Genomic DNA, 23,261 nt, shown 5'->3' with positions numbered 1-23,261 from the left:
GATGTCCCGCCGGTCCGGCTCCCCGTCTCCGACGATGGGAGGGCGGTCGGCACCGGAGGGACGGTCACATGGACCAGGACGCACGCGAGCAGGGGCTGCTCACCGCCCTGACCACCGAGCACTTCGTGCTCCAGACCTCGCGCAGCGCCACGATCACCGAGTCCGTCGGGCGGGCGACGGTGTTCCTGTCCCTGCTGTCCGCCGCGCTGATCGGGTTGGGCTTCGTCTCCAGCAGCAGCCAGCTGATCAAGCCGTACCTCGGCGCGGTGCTGCCGGCCCTGGTGATCACCGGCCTGTTCACCTTCGCCCGACTGGCGGAGAACATGGTGGAGAACTCGCTCGACCTCAGGCGCATCCAACGGATCCGCGCCTACTACCACCGCCAGTTCACCGACGGGCACGACTTCTTCGCCGACGCGGTGGCCAGCGGAGACGACACCCGGACGATGGCGGCGGCGGTGGGTGGCCGCACGTCCCGCTGGCAACTGCTGCTGACCACGGCGGCCATGGTGGGCGCGGTCAACGCGCTGCTGATCGGCCTGGGCGCGACCCTGCTGGCCGGAACGGTCACCGGATCCGTCCCGCTGGCGATCGCGCTCGGTGTGGCGGTCGTCCTGGTCGCCTTCGCCGCGCAACTCGCGTACCTCAAGCGGGCCTCGATCTGGCTGAAGGGCTGAGCGGGCTGACCGGCCCCGGCGCCGGGTCAGCCGATCCCGCCCGGCCGACCGGGGACGTCGACACGCGGCCCTAGCCGGACCGGAACTCGGTGTACGTGGCGATCAGCGCGCCGTCCACGCCGTAGGCGACCAGCCGACCGTGCGCGAGGTTCGCGCTGCGGAACGAGAACATCCACTGCCCCGGGTACGCCTCGACCAGCGGGATGGACCGGGGCCGGCCACCGGGCGCGGAACGGTACTCCAGCCGGCCCACCGTCGGGTCCACCACCCCGTTGACCCGTACCTTCGTCCGCTCGGTGGCGAGGCCGAAGGTGATCGGCCGGCCGGACGCCGCCAGTTCGCCGCACTGGCGTTGACTGCGGCAGACGAAGAAGTACCGGGGGTTGTCCACGTCCGCCCTGGTGTACGCCTTGAACGTCGGGTCGGCCCCGGCGGGCAGCGGCTGCACCGCGAAGAACGCCAGCGCTACCGCCCCGGCCACGGCCACCCGCGACCACACCCGGGCCGCCGGGCGGGCCGCCGCGACCGCCACCCCGCCGAACCCGGCCAGGCAGAGGGCGACGGTACCGAGCGTCCGGGCGTTCTCCAGGAGGAACTGCACACCCGGGGTCGGTGCGACCCGGCTCAGCAGCACCCCCAGCGAGAGCACCAGGACGGTGAGCAGCGCCCCGCCCGCGACCCGCTGCGTCACGCCCCGCGCGCCGACCAGCAGCATCGCCGCCAGCACCGGCCAGATCTGGTGGTGGGTCCAGGACACCGGCGACGCGGCCACCGTCGCACAGCCGACCAGGACCACCGCGTGCCCCGGCCGGCCGTCGAGGTGCAGGTGCCGGGCCCGCAGCAGGGCCACCGCACAGATGACCGCCACGAGTGCCGCCCACAGCAGCGGCAGCGTCCCCGCGGGCACCCCCACCCGCAGCAGCATGCCGTGCACGGACTGGTTGCCCAGCGAGGCGAGGTCACCGATCCGGGCCGTGTCGAGCATCGTGCCGGCCCAGAACGTCCAGCTCTCGGCGGGCAGGACCACGGCGGCGACCAGCGCACCGCCGACGAAGGCGACGACCGCCCGGCCGGCGTCCCGGTACCGGCCGACGGCCAGCAGGTAGACCACGAACAGCAGCGGGGTCAGCTTGACGGCGGCGGCGAGCCCGACCAGCGCTCCCCGGAACCGGGCCGGGGTGAGCCCCAACCCGTCCACCAGCGCCAGCAGCACGATCACGATGCTCACCTGGCCGAAGCGCAGGTTACTCTGCACCGGCGCGGAGAGCATCAGCACGCAGGCGGTGACGGCCACGGCCACCTGGCGTCGCTCGACCGGAAGGACCCTCGCCCACCCGAGCGCCGCCGCGATCGCCACGACCGCCGCGCAGGTGCCGGCGAGCCAGAACGGCTGGACCACCCCCTCGGGCAGCAGGCCGAGCGGCCAGAACAGCAGCGCCGCGAACGGCGGGTACGTGAACGGGCCGCCGTTCTCGGCGACGTACGCGTACAGCTCACCGCCGGCCTGGAGGTGACGTACCGCGCCGTGGTAGATGTGCAGGTCCGACAGGCGGTCGCCGGCGGGCCGGCGCAGCACGAGCACCGACGAGACGATCGCCACCACGCCGAACACCGACCACAGTGCCACCGTCGCGCGACTCCGCATCGGGCCAGTCTAGGAACACCCACGGTGCCGACGCCGCCCCTGACGGCACCCGGGCGGCCGACCGCCACGGCCGGGTCGGCTCGGGGAGCGGACCGGTCAGGGCCGGAGCAGGTCGGCCGGCGGAACGGCGGTGTACGCCCACGTCTCGAGCGCGTCCCGGTCGACCAGGACGATGCCGACCTGCCGGGCGAACCGGCGACCGTCGCCGTTGGTGAAGAAGCCGTTCGTGACGATCAGGCACAGCTCACCCCGGTGCACCGTCCGGCAGGTGCCGGCGAACCGCTGGATCGCCGCGCTGTCCACCCGGTTGCCGGGGTGCCGCCGCTTGCACTGCACCACCACCCGCCGACCGTCCGGGGCGGTGGCGAGCACGTCGGCGCCCCGGTCACCGGCCCCACCGCAGACCCGGACGTCGGTGAACCCGGAGCCGGCCAGCAGCCGGGCGAACCACCGTTCGAACTCCGCGCCGGTCATCGGGTCGGTGACCGCGACGAGCCGGTCCCGTTCGGCCTGCTCGGCACGCCGCCGGGCCTGCCGCCGCGACAGCGCCACGGCGACCGCCACCGCCCCGGCGACCAGCAACGCCGCCACCGCCGCCGCCCGGTACGGATGCCGCCGGACCAGGTCGACGACTATCACCAGCGCGACCAGGCCACCGAGCCCGGCGAGCACCGGCCCGGTCTGCCCTCCGCCGGCCGACCGCCGCCGGGTGGACCGTCCGCGGGCCCGGCGCTGGTGGGCCCGGACCCGGACGCCGTCCCGGCGGGTGTACGACCGGACGCGTGGCATGGCGGCCCTCTCCAGGTTCCGGGTGGACGGGCGGTCAGGAGGCCCGGCTGAACCGGCTGCCGAACCGGAGCCGTTCCATGATGTCGATGACGTAGTGCACGACCTCGTCCACGTCGGTGGTGTACGCGAAGACCGCCGGGTCGACGCCGCGTCGGGGATCGAAGCCGGCGGTGAAGATCACGATGGGCAGGGCCGGCCGCCGCCGGGCCACCTCGGTCACCAGCCGGATGCCCGCCTGGTCGTCGTCGCCCCGCCGGACGTCGGTGATCAGCAGGTCGTACCCGTGCCGGTCGATCCTGGTCAGCGCCTCCTCGGTGCTGCGGGCCAGGTCGACGGTCATGCCGGAGCGTTCCAGCAGCCGCACGATCGGCTGGTTGAACGCGGGGTTGTCGTCCACCCAGAGCAGTCGGCCGTCCTTGAGGCAGGCCGCCGCGTGGTCGAGCCGGTTGACCACGGCCCGGCGTTGCTGGGGCGACAGCGGCGCGCTGGTGCCGGCGCGCTGCTCGGCCTCCTCGAGCAACGCCAGGCCGGCGGCGAAGTCGGCTTCCCCGAACGGGGTGCGCAGGGCGGTCAGCCGGTCCAGCTGACCGACCAGCCCGGAGCGGAGGGTGAAGAAGACGACGGTGGCGAAGACCACCCAGAGCAGGCCGGGCAGCACCCCGATCAGCTTCAACCAGGCCGCTTCAGGCACGCCGAGTCACCACCGACACCTCGATCACGGTACGGAATCCGAGCAACGCTCAGGGTAACCCTGGCGGATCGTCCGGTGGGTGCCGTGCCCGGTCCGATATCCGTCAGCCGGCCGGCCCCCGGGAGGACCGGCCGGCAGGACAGGGTCAGAGCGGCTGCACGAAGTACGGCGACACGTCCAGCCAGCCGTTGCCGGCCGCACCGTTGAGCCGGCCGCTGCTGGCGGTGGAGAGGGTGTACCAGGAGTCCACGTAGTCCGGGTCGTCGGTGTACCAGGACGACGGGATGGCGTCCAGGATGGCGCTCACCAGCGGCTGGTACACGCCACCGTCCACGATGACCAGCAACGCGCCGACGATGGCCTGGACCAGCGCCTGGTAGTTGGTGTCGCCGTCGTCCTCCATCATCACCACGTCGGCGAGGTTGTACTTGTACCCGTTGAAGTGCACCAGGAGCTGGTTCGGGTAGTAGCTGGTGCCGTCGTTGTTCAGGTACGGCATCTGCACCAGGTCGACGGTGGCCTTGCCGTCGGGCCCGAAGCCGGCCACCAGGCTGTAGATCTCCGCGTCGCCCTTGATCCACGGTTCCATGTCGTCGTTGAGCCGGACGGCGTTGATCTTCGTGGCCCAGTAACCGGCGGTGGCGGTCACCGCGTTCCGCGCGGCGGTGGCGCTGTCGGTGATGCCCCGGCGGGCCAGTTCGGACCGCATCAGCGTGAGGCCGGCCGTCAGCGCCCGGCGGGTGTCCACCTCCACCAGCAGGACCGGCCGGGTGGGCACCCGGGCCGGGTCGAAGCGGACGGTCGCGCCGGTCCGGTCGTACCCGGTGACGGTGGTCGGGGCGTCGTCGGTGGGGGTGGCCGCCACCACCGGCGCGACGCCCCGGGCGAGGGCGGCCCGCATGTCCGGGTGGGCCAGCCGTACCCGCAGCACGGAGCCGGTGGCGGCCGGCAGCCCCTTGGCCGCCAGGATGCGCTGGTTGGCGTCCCGCAGACCGGCCGGACCGGCGGCGGGGAACCGGACGCCGAGCAGGTCGGCGGGGCCGGTGGCGGTGGCCGCGACGAGCGCCCGGCGGGTGGCCGGGTCGGCGAGGGAGACGGCGAGCTGTCGGGCCAGGTCGTCGGCGATCGGGAAGACGGCGGCGGTGGCCGCGGCGGTGACGGGGCGGTCCTCGGGACGGGCGTGGGCGGGCGAGGCGACGGTGGCCGTCAGGAGTGCGGTCGCGAGTCCGACCGACACCGCGCGGCGGAGGGTACGAGGGGGCACGGGATCTCCTCTGGGGGCAGAGTCGCCGGCTCGTGGCGGCGACACACAGAAGATATACATCTTTCGATCAACGAAGATCAATGGGCGGGCCGGTCGGATCGTCCGCCACCGGCCCGCGCGGCGCTGGCGACGGGCCCCTCCCGGGCCTCAGCGGGCGAGCCGACGGACCGTCGGCGGCAGGTCCGACCAGGCCACCCGGCTGACCCGCCGACGGACGATCCACCGGGCGGCCACCTCTATCAACCACGGGCCGCTCACCTGGTCGCGTTCGTAGCCGAGCAGCCGGCCCCACGGCCCCCGGGCGACCAGGACGGCGGTCAGCCGCAACCGGCCCCGGTCGTCCGGTTCGGCCACCACGTCGACGATCCGCCCCAGCTCCCGGCCGTCCGGTCCGGTCACCGGGACGCCGAGCAGGTCGCTGACCCGGGTCACCTCAGCCGGCACGACCGGACCCCGGGATGCGCCCGATCAGGTACGCGTCGAGCCAGCCCTCCAGCGCCGGCGCGGCGAGCAGGTCGCGGCTCACCCGCAGCCGCACCGCCGCGTCCACCCGCGCCACCAGGTGGTACGGGATGCGGCGCAGCCCCTGGTCACGGTCGTCCAACCGCTCGGCGACCCCGGTGATCCACCGCCCGACGACCCCACCGAACCGCGCGCCCAGCGCCCGCTGCCCGGTCAGCAGCGCCGCCACGTACGCGCCGTCGTCGGTGTGGCGCAGCTCCAGGTCGTCGACCTTGCCGACCGGGATGCCGTCCCGGTCGAGGATCTGCCGGTCGAGCAGGTTGAAGTTCAACAGCAGCTCGCTCATCCGGTCACCGGCCCGCCCCGGTGACGACCAGCAGGGGTATCGCCGCGACCGCCGCCACCACCACGACCACCAGGTAGATCAGCCCCATCGTGTTGGCCAGCGGACCGTTGACCCGGTCGCCGAGGTAGCCCCGGTCGTTGGCGACGACCAGCACCGGCAGGTACGTCAGCGGCAGGATCACCGCGTTGAGGATCAGCATGTACTCGGTGAGCTGCACCGGGTCGATCGTGGTGAACAGCGCGGCCACCGCGAGCAGGATGCCGACCAGCAGCACGGTGTGGAATCGGGCCGCCTGCCGGGGACGCAGGTACTTCCCCCACGACCAGCCGAAGTACTGGGCCACCGTGTAACCGGCGGACAGGCTGGTCTCCATCGCCGCGCCGAAGGTCGCCGCGAACACCCCGATGATGGCCAGGGCGAGGCCGACCTGACCGAAGGCGAGTCCGGCGGGCAGCACCGCCTGGCCGACGGTGTCCACCGCGACGCCCCGGGGCGCGAACACCACCGCCGCGCCGGCGAGCAGCCCGAACGCGAGCAGCCCGCCGAGCGGGAAGCCGAAGAACACGTTGGCCCGGGCCAGCGCCAGGTCCTGCGGCCCCCAGCGTTCCTCCACCCCGCCGGAGGAGAAGAAGAACATCTCGTACGGGGTCATCGCCGAGGCGAAGATCGCCACCGCGAAGTACCAGTAGGTGGGCCAGGTCTCGGTGGCCGGCAGGCCGGTGGTGACCGCCTCCCGGGCCAGCCCGCCCGCGTCCGGCACGAGGTCGAGGGCGGCCAGCAGCAGCACCACCAGGGCCAGGCCGGCGAAGCCGAAGATCCGTTCCAGGCTCTCGAACCGGACCCGCCACAGCGCCAGCCAGAGCAGCAGCGCCACCAGCGGCGCCCACAGCAGGTACGGTGCCCCGCTGAGCAGGTGCAACGCCAGCGCGACACCACCGATCTCGGCGGCCAGGGTGAGCAGGGTGACCAGGTACGAGCTGACCAGGTTCAGCATCGCCACCCGGGGGCCGAGCCGCTCCCGGACCAGGTCGAACACCGGCCGGTTGCTGATCGCGGTGACCCGGCCGGCCATCTCCGCGTAGACGCAGATGCCGACCACCCCGACCAGCAGCACCCAGGTGTGGGCGAGCCCGAAGCGGCTGCCCGCCTGGGAGGCGGAGACGATGTCGCCGATGTCGACGAAGCCGCCGATCGCGGAGAGCACACCGAGGGTGACGGCGAACAGCCTCCTCACCGGGCACCGTCACGTCGGCTCACCCGTACTCCGCCAGGAAGGCCGCCAGTGCGGTGCCGACCGGCGCGAGCGCGGCGACCGCGCCGGTCAGGGCCGCCAGGTCGGGGGCGCGGACGGCCCGCCGCAGGTCGTCCAGGCCGGCGGCGGCGGCGAGCAGCAGGGGGCCGAGCCGGTCGCGGATCCGCGCGGTGGCGTCGTCGACCGGGCGGGCGACGACGAGGCGCTGCGCCGCGCCGGCCAGCGCGGACCGACCGTCGTTCAGGGTCGCCACGGTGTACGGCAGCGGGAGCCGGCCGGCCGCCCGGGCCGATCCGACGAGCCGGACGGTGACGGTGACGTCGTACGCCGACCGGGCCGCCTCGATCGCGGCCCGGCGGTAGTCGTGGGCGTCGGTGGGCCGGGTGGCGGCGTACCCGGTCCCGCCCCAGCACAGGGCGAGCAGGACGAGGAGGGTCGCCATCGCACGCCGCGTCGACATCCCCACCCCCGGAACCGCGTCAATCGCCCTATTCGGGCAATTTACCCGGAGGGTGCGGGTCCGGAACGGCGATCAGGCCAGGGCGGCCGCCCACACCGCCCGGTGGGTGAGCAGATAGTCCGTGGTGGCCGACCAGTACGGCCCGTCCTCGGTCCAGATCCGGGCCCACGGCTGCACCTGCCGCCGGGCCCCGTCCCGCAGCAGCTCGTACATGGCCCGACTGCGCCGACCGAGCATGGCCGCCAGCGCCGGCCGGGACGCCCCGTCCAGGCCGTAGCCGTCGACGAACGCCCGCAACCGGGCGGCGGACTCGGCCACCGGCCGGTCGGCCCGCAGGCCCGCCATGCTCTGCGCGGCGTACGCGACCTCCCAGAGCCGGGAACCCGGCCCGACCCCGTCCCAGTCGATGAGCACCCAGCCCCGGTCCGCGCGGACCAGGTTCCACGGGGCCACGTCGTGGTGGCAGACCAACTCCTCCCGGTCCGGCGGGATCACCCGCTGCCACACCGCGTCGGCCGGGGGCACGAAACCGGCCAACGCGGTGTGCAGATCGGCGAGCAGCCGGCCGATGCCGACCAGGTCCGCCGTCGGGTACGTGCCGCGCGGGTCCCCCAGCTCCCCCGGGACGTACTCCAGGACCTGCCGGCCCTGACCGTCGCGGCCGAGCGGGCGGGGCGCCCCGGTGAACCCCACCGCGTGCAGGTGCGCCAGCACCGCGTCGACCGTGCCGGTCCACGGCCCGACCGGACGCCGGACCGTGGCACCGACCCGCACCACCCCGGTGGTGACGTTGCCCGGCAGCGGCTCCTCCACGTCCCTCATCCGGCCATCCTGGTCGACCCGCCGGGACGCCGCACCCGGGAATCCGGTCACATCACGTGCCGGAGCACCCCCAGCGACGCCAGCACCGGCTCGGGCGCGGTCAGCGCCTGGCCCAGATCCGGTTCGCGGCCGGTGAGGGCGTCCAGCACCTCGTCCGTCACCCCGTGGCCCTGCGCCTCCCGGTCACTGCCCGCCACCACGAACACGTCGTCCTCGGCGACACCGATCTCGTACCGCCACTCGGCGGCGTCCCGCAGCGCGAGGGTGGCGGCCGGCGGGTGGCCGGCGATCACGCCGACACCCCCGGCCAGCAGCAGACCGTACATGGTGACCTCGGGGAAGTGCTCGACCCGCGACTCCGGCTCCAGACCGAGCCCCAGCGCCACGTCCCGCTCGTGGATCCAGGCGTCCCAGAGCATGTGCAGGGAGAGCGTCGACCAGTGCAACTGCCGGCCGCTCGGCGCGGGCATCAGCGGCCCCGCCGGACCGGCGGCCCGGACCCGGAACAGGTCCCGCTCCCGCTCCACCAGTCCGGCCAGCGTCTGGAGGGTCTCCTCCGGGGTCTGCGCCGGCGAGTCGGCCAGCCACAGCGCCGGGGTACTGGCCGGCTGGAAGGGGCCGTGCCGCAGGAACCGCTCCACCTCCGGGCTGCCGCTGAGCAGGGCGACGTGCAGCTCCGCGACGTTGACCACGTGCCGGACCACGTCGTGCACCGACCATTCGGAACAGCGGGACGTGGCGGCCCAGTCGTCCGGGGCGAGCTTCGTGAGGAGGCCGACGAAGTTCGCCCGCTGGCGCTGGAGCGCCCCGCCGACCGCTTCCGGGCCGGACGTCAGGCCACTCTTCTCGGTGAGCACAAGATCAGACAATGGATTACCCCTCGCAGAGCGGACGATGTCACGAGACGGTGCCGTCGATCCAGGATGGACCAACCGATCGACAGTCCTCAGAGGATACCGACCCGGCGGGACCACGGCGTCCCCTGGTCAGACACCGTAGAAGCCCCGGTAGCGCCGGATCAGCCGCCACTGGAGCAGCACCGCGGCCACGGTCAGCGCGATCATCACCAGGGTCGCCGCCGCCGCGTAGCCGTACCGCAGGTACTCGAAGGCGTTGCGGTAGACGAACAGCGACAGGTAGGTGGTGGCGTACGGGGGCGGGCCGCCGTCGGTGACCACGAAGGCCGGCACGAAGGAGAACTGGAGGCTGGCGATGGCGTCCCGGACGAACAGCAGCCCCAGCACCGGGGTCATCAGCGGCAGCGTGATCCGGCGGAAAACGTCCCACCCGGTGGCGTCCTCGACGGCGGCCAGCTCGTACACGTCGGCCGGCAGCGCCCGCCGGGCGGCCAGCAGCACCACGACGGTCTCGCCGATGGTGAACAGGCTCATCAGGATGATCGCGGCGCGGGCGTCGGTCGGGTCGGTGAGCCACTGCGGCGGGGTCCGGCCGAACACCGTCAGCCCGTTCTCGCCGCCGACCCGCAGCACCTGGTTGACCGGCCCGTACAGCGGGTTGAGCAGCCACAGCCAGAGCAGCCCGTACGCGATCTCCGGCACCGCCGTGGGCAGCACCGCGGCGGTACGGGCGGACCCGACGGCCGGGCCGCGCCGGTGCAGCAGCAGCGCCAACCCGAGCGCCAGCAGCAGCCGCAGCGGCACCGCCACCAGGGCGAACACCAGCGAGTTGGTCAGCGACACCCGGAACACCGGGTCGGCGAACAGCTCCCGGACGTTGTCCCAGCCGACGAAGGTCGGCGGGCGCAGCAGGTCGTACTCGGTGAACGCCAGCACCAGCGTGACCGCCGCCGGGAGCAGCACCAGGCCGACCAGGCCGACCAGGTACGGCGTCAGCATCCACCGCAGCTGCCGCCGGGACCGGGTGTCGGGCCTCATGCCGGGGTACGCCGTCGACCGGTGCCGGCGTCGAAGACGTGCACGTCCGGCCAGCGTACGGTGACCCGGACGGCCGAACCGGCGGCGGGCCGACGGGCGGCCGGGACGCGGGCGACCACCGGGTGCCCCCCGTCGAGGGTGAGGTACGCGTAGGCGTCCTCGCCGACCACCTCGACCCGGTCGACGGTGGCCGGGGTGCCGCCGTCGGTGGTGGCGTCGGCGAGGGTGACCGCCTCGGGCCGGAAGCCGAGCTGCCCGTCCGGCTGCGGCGGCGGGTCGCCGTCGGGGGTGAACGCGTCGGCCGGGAGCAGGTTCATCGCCGGGGAACCGACGAACCGGGCCACGAACACGCTGGCCGGGGTACGCCAGATCTGCTCCGGCGTGCCGACCTGCTCGACCCGGCCGTCGCGGAGCACCGCGATCCGGTCGGCCAGCACCAGCGCCTCGGTCTGGTCGTGGGTGACGTGCACCATGGTCGCGCCGAGCCGGTCGTGCAGGGCGCGCAGCTCGGCGCGCATCCCCACCCGCAGCGCCTGGTCCAGGTTGGACAGTGGCTCGTCGAGCAGGAACACGTCCGGTTCGCGGACCAGCGCGCGTGCCAGCGCGACCCGCTGCCGTTCCCCGCCGGAGAGCTGCCCGGGGCGACGGCCGAGCAGCTCGGCGCAGCCCACCGCCTCGGCGGCGGCGCGGGCCCGGTCCCGGGCCGCCGACCGGGGCACGTCCCGCACCTCCAGGCCGAAGGCGATGTTCTCGGCCACGCTCAGGTGCGGGAACAGCGCGTACGACTGGAAGACCATGGACACGTTGCGCCGGCCGGGGCGCAGGTCGGTGACGTCCCGGCCGGCGATGGACACCCGGCCGGCGGTGACCGGTTCCAGCCCGGCCACCACCCGCAGCACGGTGGACTTGCCGGCCCCGGACGGCCCGAGCACCACCAGCAGTTCCCCGCGCGCCACCGTCAGGTCGACGTCGTGCAGCACCTCGGTGCCCCGGTACGCGGCCGACACGCCGGCCAGGGCGAGACCGGCGCTCACCCCTGCTCGCCCCGGGCGAAGATCGGCCGGGTGTCGGTGTCGAGCTGGCGGATCACGTCGTCGAGCCGGTCGCCGCGGAAGATCGCGTTCTCCAGGATGCCGTAGCTGACGTCCTCGATCTCCGGCCAGGTCGACACGGTGGGCAGCGCCCGGACGGTGGGTACGGCGTCGAGGAAGACCTTCGCGTTGCGGGGCGGCCGGTTCGGGTCGAGGAACGCCGGGGAGTTCGCCACCGCGACGTGCGAGGGCACGGTACGGCCGGTCGCGGCGATGATCTTCTGGCCCTCCTCGGCGATGGCGTACTCCAGGAACCGCCAGGCGGCGGTCTTGTTCTTCGCGCCCTTCGGCATGCAGTACGCGTCGGAGTGCAGCACCCCGACCGGCTGCCGGTAGACCGGCAACGGGGCGACGTCCCACTCGAATCCGGTGATGGTCCGGAAGTTGGTGGTGGCCCGGCGGGACGTCATCAGCATGGCGAGCCGGCCGTTGGCGAACCGGGACTCGTCGTCCTCGGCCTCCACCTCCTCGTCGGTGGGGATCACACCGTACGCCTGACGCAGGTCGACCAGGTTCTTCAGCGCCTCCCGGGCGGCCGGACTCTCCAGCGCCAGCCGGGTCGGCTTCGCCGGGTCGTCGACGATCTCGCCGCCGTTGGACCAGACGAACGGGGCGAGCCGGATGATCGACGGTTCCACGCCGAGCCCGTGCACCGCCGGCCGCAGCACGGCCCCCTCACTCTCGGTGGCCTTGACCACGGCCCCGTTGGCGGCGCGGGTCATCATGGTGGCGGTCTGCACCATGTCGTTCCAGGTCCAGTCGGCCTTCGGCTCCGGCACGCCGTACTTCGCGAACAGCGTGCGGTTGTAGTAGACGGCCAGGCTGGAGACGTTCTGCGGCAGGCAGAGCTGCCGGTCGTTCCACTTGAACGCGTCCATCGCCACCGGGTAGTAGTCGGCCGGGTCGAGCGCCTCCGACCCGGCGATCCGGTCGTCGAGCGGTTCGATCACGTCCTTGGCGGCGAACTGGCCGTAGAAGCGGTAGTTCATCAGGAACAGGTCCGGCGGGGCGCCCCCGGCGACCGAGGTGGAGAGCCGGGCCAGCAGGTCCTTGCGGTCGCTGGCCTCGATGAGCTGCACCCGGGCGTCCGGGTGTTTCTTCTGGTACGCGTCGATCAGGGTGCGGTAGGCGGCCAGTTCCTCCGGCGCGCCGAAGACCAGCAGCCGCACCGGCCCGGCATCGGACGAGCCGGAGCCGCCGCCGCAGCCGGTGGCGAGCAGCACGGTGGACAGCAGCAGGGCGAGCAGCGCCTTCGGTCGCATCATCGTCCGTTCCGGTCGGGGTCGTGGTGGTGCAGGAAACGCCGCTGGGCGAGGACGAACACCACCAGCGCCGGCACCGTGGCGACCACCGCCCCGGCCAGGAACACCGGGAAGTTCGTCGGGTCCAGCACCGACAGCGAGCGCAGCGCCAGCGGCAGGGTGAACAGGTCACGGTCGTACACGTAGACCAGCGGGTCGAGGAAGTTCGACCAGGTCAGCACGAAGGTCAGCGCCGTGAGGCCGGCGGTGACCGGGCGGACCATCGGCAGCGCCATCCGCCACCAGGTCCGCATCGGGCTCAGGTCCTCCACCAGGCAGGCGTCGTACAGCTCGGCCGGCAGCGCCCGGAACGCCAGGTAGTACACCAGGACGTACAGCGGGGAGGTGCCGACCAGCGCCGGGGCGATCAACGGCACCAGGGTATCGGTCAGCCCGAGCATCCGGAAGATCGCGAACCGGGGCACCAGCAGCGCGGTGGCCGGCACCATCAGCGCCACCAGGGACGCGGCGACCACGGTGGCGGTGGTACGCGGCGCGAGCCGGGCCATGGCGAACCCGGCCAGCGAGGCGACCAGCACGCTCAACGGCACGGCGAGCACCGCGACCAGCACCGAGTTCAGCGAGGCGCGCAGCAGCCCACCCAGCTCCACCGCCTGCCGGTAGCCGACGGTGGAGACCGGGTCCGGCACGAGCTGCGGTGTCGGTGACGGCGGCAGGCCCGGCTCGGTGAGCGAACCGGAGACCAGCAGCACCAGCGGCGGCACGAAGACCAGCAGGACGAAGACCGCGCCGAGGGTGCGCCACACCCGCAGCGCGCCCCCGGGCAGCGGTGGGGGGCCGCTCGCGCGGCCCCCCACCCGGTTGCTACCGATGATCGTCTACCGCCTAGCCGAGGGTGAGCTGCCAGGCGGACAGCCCGTGCGAGGCGGCGTAGAGGATCCGCTTGCCCGGCACGATGGTCAGGCCGGCGACCTCGACGTTCGGCATGCCGCCGGCCGCCTTCACCCAGGTCGTCGACCCCTTGCGCAGCTTCAGCACGCCGAAGTCGGTGGCCGCGTACAGGTCACCGGTGACGTCGTCGCGGACCAGGTCGGTGATCGGCTGGTCACCGAAGTCGTACGACCGGTTCACCCAGGTCGCGCCGGCACCGGCCACGGTCACCTCGAACGCGTGCCCCAGCGTGGTCGGGGTGTTCGAGTTGAAGCCGCTGTACGAGATCCACATCCGGTTCGGGTTGGCCGGGTCGACGTGGATGCCGGTGACGAACCGGTTCGGCGTGGTCGGCGTGTCGATCCGGGTCCAGGTCACCGCCGACGCCGGCTCGGCGTCCACGTTGTGACTGACGAAGACCCGGCCGGTGCTGGTGGCCGCGTACGCGGTCGACGAGTCGGTGGCGACCCGCTCGACCACCGACACCGCGCCGCCGGCCCGGTCACCCCAGGCGGCGTCGGTGAGCCGGGTGGCACCCAACTCCTCCCAGTCACCGCAGACGTCCTCGTAGGTGCCGTTCCAGGAGTTGCAGATCCGGTTGGCCTCCTCGATCGACCGGTCCCCCAGCCCGAACGTCTTGGTCCGGTAGACGGTGCGGCCGGTGCCGGCGAACATGGTGCCGCTGACCTTCGGGTCGCTGATGTGCGGGGCGTAGAACAGCGTGCCCGGGTGCCCGAAGATCGGGTCGGAGACGGTGATCCAGTCGGCGACGTCCCCGTTGTTGAAGTTCACCTCGGGGGTGGCGTCGAAGAAGGTGTGGAACCGGAACTCCGGCCGGCCCACGTCGAAGCCGGACTGGCCGCCGTCACCGATCATCGTGTTGACCCAGCGCTTGCGCTGGCCCTTGTTCTCCCAGGTGCCGTTGTCCTGGGTGCCGCCCTGGAGCAGGGTGTGGTCGTGCGGGCTCACCGAGAGGCTGATGTACTGCAACGTCGACATGCCCTTGTTGATGCCGTCGAGCTTCTCCGGGATCCGGGACAGCATCTGCTTGCAGCGGTCCTTCTGGGCCTGCGTGGTCAGCCCCCGGTCCGGGTTGTCGCACCAGGCCGACCGGTCCACGAACCGGCCGTTGGAGCGCATCACGCCGCCGTCGCTGGCCTCGAAGAACTGGTACGGGTTGCCCGGTCGGGTGACCAGCGCGTGCTGGTCCGGGTGCAGGCCGTTGGGGTGCAGCTCGTCGGTGCCGTCGTAGGTCATGTCGGTGCCGCTGACCCCGGCGTCGGTGGAGAGCACCACGGCCCGCTTGTGGGCGATGGTCTCACCGTAGACGTACGACCCACCGGTGTAGACGATGTCCGGGTGCCCCTTCGGGGTGTGCACGAACACGTCGTACCAGCACTGCCCGGTGCACTGGTTGTAGGTGGCGTAGCCCGGGTCGGCCGGGTTCGAGCTGGACAGGTCGGTGAAGGTGGGCGCGCCGGTGGCCACGTCGTCACTGCGGAACAGCCGCGAGTACGGGTTGCCGATGTTGCCCTCGTAGACGTACATCCGGGTCTTGCCGTTGGGCAGCCTGGTGACGTCGATGGCCGGCCGGGTCTGGAACACGGCCCGGTTCAGCGAGTCCTTGATCTGGGTCCAGGTGGTGCCGCCGTCCGGCGAGCGCCAGACGCCCCGGGCGTACGAGGCGGCGTACACGATCTCGGGGTTGCTGGGGTCGAGCTTGACGTAGCGGACGCCGCGCGGCGAGCAGGCGGCGGTGTTGTTCCACTCGGCGGCGCTGCCGGTGCACTCGGTGGCGTTGGCCGAGCCGTTGTGCACGAACGACCACCGCTTGCCGCCGTCGGTGGACTTGTAGAGTCCCCACTTGGCGGCGTCCGGAACCGGGCGGGTCACGCCGGTGCAGCAGGAGCTGGACATGCCCCGCAGCGCGGTGGTGGTGGCGACGTAGAGGGTCTTCGGGTCGCCCGGCTTGATGGTGATCTCGCCGATGCCCTTGCCGGCGAGGGAGTCCTTGCCGAGCGGGCCCTGCCAGGTCAGGCCACCGTTGGTGGACTTGTAGAGGCCGACGCCGGCGACGCAGCCGGAGGCGCAGGTGTTCGCCTCGCCGGTGCCGACGTAGACGGTCAGCCCGGTCGGGTCGTTACGGTCGATGACCACCGCGCCGGCGGCGTTGATGCCGAGCGGCCCGCCGAGGTAGATCCAGTTGGGCTGCGGGGCGAGGATGTTGAGGGTGCCCCACACGCCGCCGCCGGCCGGGGTGACGTACGCCCGGCAGAGCAGCGGCTTGCAGTCCGGGGCGATGTCGATCGAGGTGACCCGACCACCGGCGACGTACTCGTTGGGCACGTAGTTGTAGGCGTTGCGCAGCTCGGTGAACGGGTACAGCGCCTCGCTCGGGCCGACGTTCGTCCACTGGTTGGCCGACGTCCCCCGGGCCGCGGCGTTGCCGCTGCGCTGCTCGGCCTTGGCGAAGGCGTCCTTCGAGCGGTCCATCTGGGCGATGCTGATCGAGTCGGCCGGGTAGGCGCGTTCCAGGAACTCCTGCTGGGCGGCGTTGCCCGGCCCTTCCGGCGACATGCCGGAGTTGCCGGGCACCGCCTGGTGCAGCTGCTGGAGGTGGGCGCCGAGCCGGCCCGGCATCTCGCCGCCGCCGGGGGCGGCGGCGGGTGCGACCTCGGCCCCGGCGAAGTGGATGCCGGCGAAGCCGGTCGTGGCCACGAGGGCGCCTACCGCTAGTCCTGCGAGTAGGTGGCGACGTCTGCGCTTCACGAGGGTCCCTCCTGCCGCCACAGTTCGACGCCGGATTGGCGGCCGTCACTGGCAGCGTCCGAGGTGGAGGATGTCAGAGCTGATCTCGGTAGACAATCCCCCGGACCGGTGCCGATGGCGCGCAGGGCCGCCGACGCCCGGCCGGAACGCGCAGGTGGGAGTAGCCGCGACCACGGTGGGTAGCGGGACGGCAGGCCACAGCGTTATGAAAACGGTCCCCGGATCGCGGTCACGGCCGACGGCTGTCGCCGCACGCCGATGCCGTCCAGGAGTGGCTGACGGCGGGCCGGATGACCGTCCGGCGGGGCCCCTGCCGCCGGTTGTCGGACGGCAGGGGCCGCCGGGGTCAGCCGACGACGTCGTAGACCAGCTTGACGATGCCGTTCGAGTAGGACTCGGACTCCCGCAGGCTCAGCAGCTGCCTGTTCTTGTCCGCCTCGCTGAACAGGCTCTTGCCGCCGCCGAGCAGCACCGGGAAGACCAGGAGGTGGTACCGGTCGATCAGACCGGCGTCGGACAGGCTGCGGGCCAGCTCCGCGCTGCCGTGGATGAAGATCGCGCCGCCCTCGCCCTTCTTGAGCTCGACGATGTCGTCGATGGAACGCAGGATCGTCGTCGGCCCCCAGTCCTTCACCAGGTCGTCCTCGGACAGCGTGCTCGACAGGACGTACTTGGGCAGGTCCTGGTAGTCGGCGTGGTCCTCCGAGCCGCACCAGACCGGCGCGAACGCCTGGTAGCTGTGCCGGCCGAACAGCAGCGCCGTGGTGTCCGCGAGCTCCTCGCCCTTCAGGGCGAACGCCTCGGGCACGAACTCGATGTCGTTGACGGCCCAACCGGCGTTGCGGTGGTCCTCACCCGGGCCGCCGCCCGGGGAGTCCACGACACCGTCGAGTGACATGAAACAGGTGTAGACGATGTTACGCACGTGACGTTCCCTCCACTGCCGACAAATGCAGCTGACCATAGTGGATCGGCGTACGGGTCGCAGCTCGGGACGGCCCCGCCGCCCGGCCCGTCGGCGCGCCGTCGGGCCGGGGTGTCAGCCGAGTGGCAGGGTCGACTCGCGCATCACGAGCCGGCCGGGAAACTCCTCCGACCGGGACACCGACCCGTCGATGGCCTCGAAGAGCCGCTGGCCGGCCACCGCGCCGAGGCGCTTGAGGTTCATGTCGATGCTGGTCAGCCGGGGCCGGGAATCGGCGGAGATGGCCTCCCAGTTGTCGAAGCCGATCACCGAGATCGCTCCCGGCACGTCCCGGCCCAGGTCACGGAGCGCGTCCAGGACGCCCCGGGCGATCTGGTCGCTGCCGCAGAAGATCGCGTCGACGTCGCTGTGCCGCTCGACGACCATGTGCGCGGCGGCCCGGCCCCAGGACTCGTCCCACGACCCGAAGTACGGCCGGTCACCGACCAGGGTCAGGCCCGCGTCGGCGAGGGCCGCCGCCGCCCCCTCGGCCCGGTCCCGGGCCGCCTGGAAGCCGACCTCACCGGTGATGTGCGCGATGCTGCGCCGCCCGCAGGCCAGCAGGTGCTCGACGGCGAGTCGCCCCCCGCCCACGTTGTCGACCGTGATCGAGACGTCGTTCGGGTTCGCGGAGGGGGCGTAGACGTAGACGACCGGCACCGGGATGTTGCCGACCAGCGGTGGACGGGGGTCGGTCCGGGAACCGACCACGATCAGTCCGTCCACGCGTCGGGACAGCAGCGCCCGTACGTGGTGCTGCTCCCTGATCGCGTCGCCGCGCGCGTCACACAGGAACACCGAGACCTGCCCCGCGCCGAAGGCGTCCTCCGCGCCCATCAGGATCGGGATCGAGAAGCGCCCCTCCAGGTCACTGGTCAGCAGGCCGACGGTGCCGGTCCGGCCACTGAGCAGGCCACGGGCCAGGGCGTTCGGCGCGAAGGACAGCAACTCCGCCGCCTCCAGCACCCGGACCCTGGTGGTCGCCCTGACCTCGCCCCGCCCGTTGATGGCCTTGGACGCGGTCGCCACCGACACGCCGGCGAGCTTGGCGACGTCGGTGAGCGTGGGTGTGCGGTTGGCGGGGATCTCGGGCTCGGTGGTCATGTGGTGCTCCTCCCAGCGACCGGCACGGGTGTGGCGCGCGGCGACGGGCCGCCCCGGAGGTGGCGGCGACGAACACCTCCGGGACGAGTACATCCCGCAAGCGTTTTCGGCGGCGTTTCGCTGCCCTGGCCGCCCGGTGGATTATCCCCCGTCCCCACTACCTGGGTCGAACAGTACACGGAGCCGTCGTGCGTCCTGCTCCCGGAAGGAGCACCGCCCCACCCGACTGCCGAAACACCTTGAAAGGGGTGTCGGCGGCCCGGAGGGGCGGTCTGGCGGACCTGTCAGGCACCCGGGGCGGCCCCCCGGGCCGTGGCTAGCGGCTGGCCGCGGCGTACCCGGTCTCGAGCTGGGTGGTCACGGTGGCGCCGTCGACCGTTCCGGTGATCCGGACGGTGGCGGTGCCGGCCGGTACCGCCGAGGTGCGGGTGTTGAACGCCTGGTAGGCGGCCTTCCCCGGCAGGACGTCGGGCACCGTCCGCGAGCCGTAGGCGGTGATCAGCTCGATGGTGAGCGGCACGGTGTCGTCGTTACGGGCAGTGACGGCGAGGTGGACGTTGTCGCCGGTGTACTGGGTGCGGGCCCGGACCTCGACGGCCCATCGACGGTCCGGTTCGAGTTCCGTCCCCGCCCGGGTGGCGTGGTCGACGACGCGGTCCTGCTCCGCCGGGGTGAACACGCCGGCCGCGACGAACGCCTCGGCGACCCGGGTCACCGTCGCCACGAACGCGTCGTGTGTGGCGAAGGGGGCCTGGTCCCACACCAGGTCGAGGAAGGTCGGCCCGTCGGTGCCGGGGGTGGGGACGCCGGTCACCGGGACGTCGTAGCGGGGCAGGCCGTCGTCGCGTTTCCGGTTGGGTACCCCGGTGTCGACGGAGCCGAACACGACCGTCGGTTCGACCCGCCGGAAGTACGAGGAGGCGGCCTGCGTGTCGCCGACGTGGTACGGACGCAGGGTGAAGCCGTGCGTGGTGAACAGGACGTCGCCGGCGGCCGTGGTACCGGCCGGGGTGATCGCCGAGCGGGAGTAGTCCCCGTCCCGCCGCAGGTGGCGGTACAGGGACAGTTCGCGGTAGTTGCCGACGCCCGGGTTGCCGAGGATCTGCAGGAGGAGCGGCCCCCAGAAGACCGACTGGGTGTCCGGGCGGTCCGGGGCCCGCTCGATCCGGATGCTGAACGGCATCCGGATCTCGACGGTGTCGCCCGGCGTCCAGGTCCGGCCCAGCGTCAGGTAGCTGCCCGGCCGGGCCTCGACGTCCTGCGCGGTGCCATTGACGGTGACGTGGAAGCCCCTGCGCACCCAGCCGGGTACCCGCAGCTTGAGGTCGAGCGGGCCGCTGCCGTGCACGGTGAGCCTGGTGTGGTCCGTCCGGGGGTAGGTGGTCTCCTGGACGACGGTGAAACCCCGCTCGGCCCAGGTCAGGGTGGAGGCCGCGTACAGGTTGACCCAGAGCGTCCCGCCGTCGGCCGACCTGAGGTAGATCGTCTCCTGGTACTTGGTGTGGTTCTCCACGCCGGTGCCGCCGCAGCAGGTGCCGATGTTGCCGTAGCTGCGGGTGGCACCCGGGGTCAACGGCTGGAAGTAGGTGACCTGCGGGTTGCTGACGTCGGTGGTGTCGGCGCGGGAGCCGAGGATCTGGTTGAGCAGGGCCCGCTCGTAGTAGTCCAGGTACGCCGGGTCGTGCTCGTGCAGGAACAGGTTGCGGGCCAGCTTCATCAGGTTGTACGTGGTGCAGGTCTCGGCGCCGCCCTGGGCGATCGAGTTCGCGATGTTGCCCCGGTTCTGGAACAGCTCGATGTTGTTGTTGGAGCCGGGGTAGTTGCCGCCGGTGCCGCCGTTGGCGTACATCCGGTGCGGGACGACCATGCCGAAGAAGTTCCGGGCGGCGGCCAGGTAGTCGTCCTCCCCGCTGTGCTCGTAGATCCGCAGGTAGCCGACGAACTGCGGCACGTGCGAGTTGGCGTGCAGCCGGTCGGGGCGGCGGCGGCCGGGGTTGTTCTGCGGGGTCACCACCAGGATGTCACGGTTCTCGACGCAGGCCCCGAAGAGGGATTCGCGGTTGTCGAAGCATTTCGCGGTGTCCAGGTGCCGGCGGTCACCGGTGAGCGCGTAGATCTCGGGGAACACCTCGTTCGCGCCCCCGGTCTCGCCGGCGATGTAGAGGTCCCACATGTAGTTCAGGTCGTCCCGGGTGATCGGGCCGGCGTAGTCGGGATGGTTCTTGTCGCCGACGGTCAGCGCGAGGTGGGCCCAGTTCGCCATCTTGACGACCACGTCGAGGGCCGTCGGGTTGTCGGTGTGGTAGTACGCGTCGAGCAGCCCTCGCATGATCTTGTGCTGGGTGTACCACGGCGCCCAGGTGTTGGTGTCGGCGTTGCTGCCGTAGACGGCCCACCGGGGTGGGCCGAGGCGCAGCACCGCGTCCTCCGGGATGGCCCCCAGGTAGCCGGGATGGGTCGGGGTCCAGAGCGGGCCGCCGCCGCTGGCGCCGACCACGATGCCGCCGTCCCGGCCGTTGGGCGAGGCGTCGACGATCGTCGTACCGTCCGGTTCCTCGAACCGGTACCAGGCGATCGACCCGCCGCCGGTGGTGCCGGCCGCCGAGTCGAGCAGCGACCGGACCTCCGGCCCGCTCAACGCCCGGTCGAAGATGTGGAACTCGTCGACGGTGGCGTCCAGGTACGGGTCGCCGTACTGGGACCGTCCGATCCACCGGTTGCCCGGGTTGCCGAGGCTGGCCGGGGTGAGGGTGACGGCCGGGTTCTGGCCGGCCGGCTGACCGTTGACGTAGAGGGTGCCGGTGCGCTGGGTCAGGGTGACGGCCAGGTGCACCCACTGGTTGGTCGGTAGCGCCACGGTGCCGTCGATGCGCTGTTCCCCGCCGCTGCCGGCGACGGTGATGGCGAACCTCGGCACGTTGCCGGTCACCCCGGCGCGCGGGGTCAGGAACATGTTGACGGTGCTGTTCTGACCGAAGTCGAACAACCGGGTCCAGCTCTGGGTGGTGGCGAGGTTCACCCAGGCGGCGATGGTGAACTCGGTGAGCTGGCTGATCGCCTCCTGGGGCAGGGTCGCGTACTGTGCCGCGCTCGGGCCGTTGAACCGCAGTCCGCTTCCGAAGCGGCCCGGCACCCGGCCGACGGGCGGTTCGGCCGGGTCCTCGCCACCGCCGTCGTCCTGGCCGATCCGGGCGGTGATCGCGGCCTGGCAGGCGGCGAGTTCGTCGACCATCCAGTCGAGTTTGCGCTTGAAGACCGGCTCGCCGAGGTCGGCGTACCCCTGCGCCAGGGCCGTCATGACGTGGCCGGCCCAGTGGCCGCTGAGCAGCCCGCCGTCCTCCCAGCCCCCGGGTACGGTCACCCCGGGCGGGTTCGGCCGGCCGGCCTGGTTGTTGAACAACACCAGGAAGCGCCGTTCGTCGAGCTGCCGCAGGTAGTCCTTCATGCGGTCGCGCTTCTCCTGGAACAGGCCGTCGCCGAGCGTCACGTCCCGCAGCCGGAACGGTCGTACCGGGGCGGTGCCGCCGGGGCCCGGATCGGCGGCACCGACGACGGGGGCGGTCGGGCCGGCGGTGGGCGCGGCGGTCGCGGCGCTGGCCGGCAGCGCGCCGGCGGTGACCACCGTGGCGGCGCCGATCGCGGACGCCTGGAGGACCTGCCGTCGGCTGACCTGGTGCGGGTGGGAGTGGACCACGAGAGGACCGTCCTTCCGGAGGAGGTGGGGGGTGGGGTGGGCGCGGCCGGGGTCAGCCGGCGGCGGAAGCGGACGTCCGGGCCTCGGCGCGCCCCTCGTCCCGGGCGCGGGCGAGCAGCCGGGCCAGTCGTCGGCGGCGCTTCCGGGCGGTGATCCGGTACGCCAGGAGCAGCCCGGCGACCAGCGCCGCGAGGGCGAGCTGCGGCCAGGGCAGCACCCAGAGCGTGACGGCGGCCGTGGTCGGCCGGATCACCGCACCGGTCGGGTCGCCGCCCCGGACGGCGGGGGTCACGTCGACCGTCGTCCGCAGCGGCCCGATCCCCCAGACGCCGGCGAGCCGGGTCGTCACCTGCCGGCGGCCGCCCGGCAGCAGTTCCGCCGCCGGGGCGGCGGTGCCCCGGTCGGTCAGACCGAACAGGTGCCCGGTCGTCACCCGGCCGCGGCCGGTCACCGCCACGTTCCCCCGGTTCGTCCCGGTGTACGTGACCAGGACGGTGCCGGCCGAGAAGGGATTCCACGACCGCCGGTACTCGGTGGTGAGGTCGGTGACCGCCAGGGCCGCCGTGACCGTGCCGCTGGCCCGCAGCATGACCCGGAAGCCGACCCGGCTCTCCACCGCGACGGTGCCTCCGCTGCTGGTCAGCGTCGCCGCGATACCGGCCGGGTGGTCCCCGGGGGTGGCGTCGGCGGGTGCGCTGATGGTGAACGGCACCACCGTGGTCGACCGGGCCGCGACCCGCACCCGCTCCCGTACCCGGATCCAGGTGCCGCCGTCGACCGACTCCCGGTCGGACGACAGCATGGTGAACCGGCCCCGGTCGGTGAGGTAGCCGTCGGCCGCCTTCAACGCGAACACCACTGGTGTGTCGCTGAAGTTGCGGACCGCCAGGTGTTCGGTCGTCACCTGCCCCGGGTCGAGGGTGGCCTCGATCCACCGACGCCCGTCCGGGCCGGACGGGTCGGCCGGTTGCACCGCCCAGGTGACCGTCGGTGCGGTCGGTGCGGTCGTCCCGGCGGCCGGCGCGGGCGACCCCACGACGACCAGCACGGTCAGCCCGGCCAGCAGCCGGGGCAGCAGCCTCGACGGGGAGACCCACGACCCGGTTCGGATCATCGTCCGGTCCTTCCACGAGAAAGAACGGAG

20 protein-coding genes are annotated in these 23,261 nt (G+C 72.7%); 1 reads left to right on the top strand and 19 read right to left on the bottom strand.

What is annotated here, in order from left to right; translation table 11 throughout:
• The first annotated feature begins 68 nt into the window (after positions 1-68).
• Entirely contained in the window at positions 69-677 is a 609-nt protein-coding gene (locus PVK37_RS20095; protein ID WP_275029094.1) for a hypothetical protein, read from the top strand.
• A gap of 70 nt (positions 678-747) precedes the next feature.
• Here the strand turns inward: PVK37_RS20095 and PVK37_RS20090 are convergent, their stop codons facing one another.
• The 19 genes from PVK37_RS20090 to PVK37_RS20000 form a co-directional block, all read right to left on the bottom strand.
• Complete coding sequence (locus PVK37_RS20090) at positions 748-2,322, bottom strand: glycosyltransferase 87 family protein (protein WP_275029093.1); 1,575 nt, start codon at positions 2,320-2,322, stop codon at positions 748-750.
• A 96-nt stretch (positions 2,323-2,418) separates the two neighbouring features.
• Complete coding sequence (locus PVK37_RS20085; RefSeq protein ID WP_275029092.1) at positions 2,419-3,111, bottom strand: restriction endonuclease; 693 nt, start codon at positions 3,109-3,111, stop codon at positions 2,419-2,421.
• Between the two features lie 34 nt (positions 3,112-3,145).
• Positions 3,146-3,802: a response regulator gene (locus PVK37_RS20080; protein WP_275029091.1), complete on the bottom strand. Its 657-nt coding sequence runs from the start codon at positions 3,800-3,802 to the stop codon at positions 3,146-3,148.
• 145 nt (positions 3,803-3,947) lie between these two features.
• Positions 3,948-5,066: a DUF3103 family protein gene (locus PVK37_RS20075; protein WP_275029090.1), complete on the bottom strand. Its 1,119-nt coding sequence runs from the start codon at positions 5,064-5,066 to the stop codon at positions 3,948-3,950.
• Positions 5,067-5,213: 147 nt separating this feature from the next.
• Positions 5,214-5,510, bottom strand: coding sequence for a PRC-barrel domain-containing protein (locus PVK37_RS20070; protein ID WP_275029089.1), 297 nt, complete (start codon positions 5,508-5,510; stop codon positions 5,214-5,216).
• A complete protein-coding gene (locus PVK37_RS20065) occupies positions 5,500-5,874 on the bottom strand; it encodes a hypothetical protein (protein ID WP_275029087.1) in 375 nt (124 codons plus the stop codon). The genes PVK37_RS20070 and PVK37_RS20065 overlap by 11 nt, the downstream gene beginning before the upstream one ends.
• A 4-nt stretch (positions 5,875-5,878) precedes the next feature.
• Complete coding sequence (locus tag PVK37_RS20060) at positions 5,879-7,108, bottom strand: NRAMP family divalent metal transporter (protein ID WP_275029086.1); 1,230 nt, start codon at positions 7,106-7,108, stop codon at positions 5,879-5,881.
• A gap of 19 nt (positions 7,109-7,127) precedes the next feature.
• Positions 7,128-7,586: a hypothetical protein gene (locus tag PVK37_RS20055; protein WP_275029085.1), complete on the bottom strand. Its 459-nt coding sequence runs from the start codon at positions 7,584-7,586 to the stop codon at positions 7,128-7,130.
• Between the two features lie 72 nt (positions 7,587-7,658).
• Complete coding sequence (locus PVK37_RS20050; protein ID WP_275029083.1) at positions 7,659-8,408, bottom strand: phosphotransferase; 750 nt, start codon at positions 8,406-8,408, stop codon at positions 7,659-7,661.
• A gap of 47 nt (positions 8,409-8,455) precedes the next feature.
• Positions 8,456-9,277 (bottom strand): maleylpyruvate isomerase family mycothiol-dependent enzyme, encoded by an 822-nt coding sequence (locus PVK37_RS20045; RefSeq protein WP_275029082.1) that lies wholly within the window; start codon positions 9,275-9,277, stop codon positions 8,456-8,458.
• 117 nt (positions 9,278-9,394) lie between these two features.
• Positions 9,395-10,264: a carbohydrate ABC transporter permease gene (locus tag PVK37_RS20040; RefSeq protein WP_275029080.1), complete on the bottom strand. Its 870-nt coding sequence runs from the start codon at positions 10,262-10,264 to the stop codon at positions 9,395-9,397.
• Positions 10,265-10,299: 35 nt separating this feature from the next.
• Positions 10,300-11,337: an ABC transporter ATP-binding protein gene (locus PVK37_RS20035; protein WP_275029079.1), complete on the bottom strand. Its 1,038-nt coding sequence runs from the start codon at positions 11,335-11,337 to the stop codon at positions 10,300-10,302.
• Positions 11,334-12,659 (bottom strand): ABC transporter substrate-binding protein, encoded by a 1,326-nt coding sequence (locus PVK37_RS20030; RefSeq protein ID WP_275029078.1) that lies wholly within the window; start codon positions 12,657-12,659, stop codon positions 11,334-11,336. Before PVK37_RS20030 ends, PVK37_RS20035 begins: the two co-directional genes overlap by 4 nt.
• On the bottom strand, positions 12,656-13,513 hold the full coding sequence (locus PVK37_RS20025) for a carbohydrate ABC transporter permease (protein WP_275029077.1): 858 nt from the start codon (positions 13,511-13,513) through the stop codon (positions 12,656-12,658). Before PVK37_RS20025 ends, PVK37_RS20030 begins: the two co-directional genes overlap by 4 nt.
• A 28-nt stretch (positions 13,514-13,541) precedes the next feature.
• The gene (locus tag PVK37_RS20020; protein ID WP_275029076.1) at positions 13,542-16,355 is read right to left on the bottom strand and encodes a beta propeller repeat protein; all 2,814 of its coding nucleotides are present in this window, start codon (positions 16,353-16,355) and stop codon (positions 13,542-13,544) included.
• A 346-nt stretch (positions 16,356-16,701) separates the two neighbouring features.
• On the bottom strand, positions 16,702-17,280 hold the full coding sequence (locus PVK37_RS20015) for a dihydrofolate reductase family protein (protein ID WP_275029074.1): 579 nt from the start codon (positions 17,278-17,280) through the stop codon (positions 16,702-16,704).
• A 114-nt stretch (positions 17,281-17,394) separates the two neighbouring features.
• A complete protein-coding gene (locus PVK37_RS20010) occupies positions 17,395-18,423 on the bottom strand; it encodes a LacI family DNA-binding transcriptional regulator (RefSeq protein ID WP_275029072.1) in 1,029 nt (342 codons plus the stop codon).
• 316 nt (positions 18,424-18,739) lie between these two features.
• Positions 18,740-22,117, bottom strand: coding sequence for a beta-L-arabinofuranosidase domain-containing protein (locus PVK37_RS20005; protein ID WP_275029071.1), 3,378 nt, complete (start codon positions 22,115-22,117; stop codon positions 18,740-18,742).
• A gap of 52 nt (positions 22,118-22,169) precedes the next feature.
• Positions 22,170-23,231 carry a hypothetical protein gene (locus PVK37_RS20000; protein ID WP_275029070.1) on the bottom strand — a complete coding sequence of 354 codons (1,062 nt, stop codon included), beginning with the start codon at positions 23,229-23,231 and terminating at the stop codon, positions 22,170-22,172.
• Between the last annotated feature and the right edge of the window lie 30 nt (positions 23,232-23,261).

Origin of the sequence: Micromonospora cathayae (assembly GCF_028993575.1) — a bacterium.
GTDB lineage: Bacteria > Actinomycetota > Actinomycetes > Mycobacteriales > Micromonosporaceae > Micromonospora > Micromonospora cathayae.
This window is presented reverse-complemented; position numbering and strand designations above follow the sequence as displayed.